We start from the raw sequence: 2,378 nt of genomic DNA on the forward strand, positions 1-2,378 counted from the left end.
GCTATTGTGAGTAGCTATTGTGAGTACGGTATCATGGTAAAACAGGTCACTGTTATATTCTATGCTGAGATGTAGTCCATCCTGCCGTGGCTCAAATATGAAGTTCAGATCAAATTTGCTGACCGGATTAGGGAAGTCTGTATATGGATTTATTTGCAGCTTTCCATTTTGCTGGGCAGCTACTACTTCATCAAGATCTGCATCCTGTAACACCACCATCACATCAAACAAGGCGCTGCGACTCATATCACGCTTCAGTGGCAATGTGTCCACCAGCTCATCAAAAGGATACGACTGATGTTCATAAGCTGCCATCGTCACCTGTCGCACCTGTTCCAGCAGTTGCAGATAGCTCTCACTGCCGCTGAAGCGGGTTCTTAGCGCCAGCGTGTTCACATAGAAACCTAATTGCCCTTCCAGGTCTGCATGTTCTCTGCCTGCAACAGGGCTTCCCAAAATAATATCTTCCTGGCCGCTGTAGCGGTACAGTAAGGTATTCACCGCTGCTACCAGTCCCATGAACAGCGTGCTGCCCGTAGGTTGTAACAGCGCCGATAAACCGGAGATGTCTATTGTTTTTTGTACCATCCCGCCACGGTAGGTTTTTACTGCCGGACGGGGCTTATCAGCCACCAGCTCCAGCATCGGTAGTTCACCGGAAAACTGTTGCTGCCAATAAGTTTTAGCGGTATCGTCTGCGTGAGATTGTTGCCATACTGCATAATCCTTGTACTGGAGAGGCAATACCGGAAGCGGACTGTTATCATGATAGAGATGCAGCAACTCTTTGATCAATACGCCCATTGACCAGCCATCGCTGATGATGTGATGCATCACGTAGACAAACACCCACTGCCCTGCTGCTACTTCGTAGAGGGAGGCCCGTAGTAAAGGGCCGGTAGACAGATCAAAAGGGGTATAACATACAGACTGAATATCGGCAGATAAGTCTGTGGGATGTGTGATGTAACGAATGTTGAAATCTATGGTAGGAAGAATGTATTGTTGTACACCATACTCTTCATCTTCCTTAAAGATGGTCCTCAGCACTTCATGCCGTTCAATCAGCAAATCAAACGCATGTTCCAGTTGAGCGATGTTTAACTCACCAGTCAACGTATAAACGCCTGGCATGTTATAAGCCACACTACCTTCTTCAAACTGGCTCAATACCCATAAACGACGCTGGGAAGATGATAAAGGATAAGCCGCCTGTTGTGGCGCCCGCGCAATCTGTGCAAAAGCGGTTTTACGTGACTTTGCAATCAGTAACGCCTGCTCTTCTAGTATACTGTTGGAAAAAAGTACTTTTAACGGCAACTTCACTTCAAAAGCCTTGTGGATCAAACTGGCCAGTCTCGTGGCTTTCAGGCTATGGCCACCCAGCTCAAAGAAGTTATCTTTAACACCAACCTGTATTCTGCCAAGCACCTGCTCCCAGATGGAGATCAGCTGCGCTTCTGTTGTATTACGGGCAGGTATATACGTAGTACCGGTAGTTAGTCCAAAGTCTTCCGGAGCGGGYAGCTGTCGGCGGTCTACTTTACCGTTGGCATTCAGTGGTAAGCTGTCCATCTGCACGAAGTAAGCAGGGATCATATGGGCCGGGAGTGTTTTATCCAGCCATCCTCTTAGAGTAGTCGTATGTAACGGTTCAGCACCGGTGAAATAGGCCACCAGTTCTTTATCTCCCTGCGCAGTGCTGCGCACCACTACTATTGCTGCATCCACACCTGGGTGAGATTGCAGTGCATGCGTGATCTCACCGGGCTCTATCCGGTAGCCCCGGACCTTCACCTGGTCATCCTTGCGGCCAAGGAAAGCTATGTTGCCATCCGGCAGCCAGCGACCAAGATCACCCGTGCGATAAAGACGCCCGCCAGAATGGAATGGATCGGGTATAAAACGCTCCGCTGTTAACTCCGGTTTATTCAGGTAGCCACGGGCAATACCTGCTCCTCCTACAACGATCTCTCCTGCTACACCTACCGGACATAACTGCCCCGCKGCATCCAGGATGTAAGCACTGCTATGACCGATAGGTTTGCCCACCGGAATATCCGACAACGTTTTYTCTATGTGGTAAGTAAGGGAGAAAGTGGTATTCTCCGTTGGTCCGTATCCGTTAATRATCCGCAGGGAAGGATAATATTGCTGTAAGGTATGGATGTGTAAAGGCGATAACTTATCTCCGCCAGTGAGCACTGTACCCAGACCTGCAAATACCGTAATATCTCGGTCTACCAGCTGATTTAACCAACCACTGGTAAACCACATCAGATCTACCTGGTGCGTGGCTATCAGGGCAGAGAGCTGTTGCTCATCCAGCAGCGACTCCTGGCTGCACAGCACCAGTTTGCCGCCATGCAGCAACATCG

Annotated in this window: 1 protein-coding gene; it reads right to left on the reverse strand. The window is 49.2% G+C overall.

What is annotated here, in order from left to right; all coding sequences use genetic code 11:
- Window positions 1-2,378: condensation domain-containing protein (locus AC1DFM_RS34550; protein WP_477081343.1), on the reverse strand; the 2,378-nt coding region annotated here is incomplete at both ends.

The organism is Chitinophaga sp. 05T412 (genome assembly GCF_056396465.1).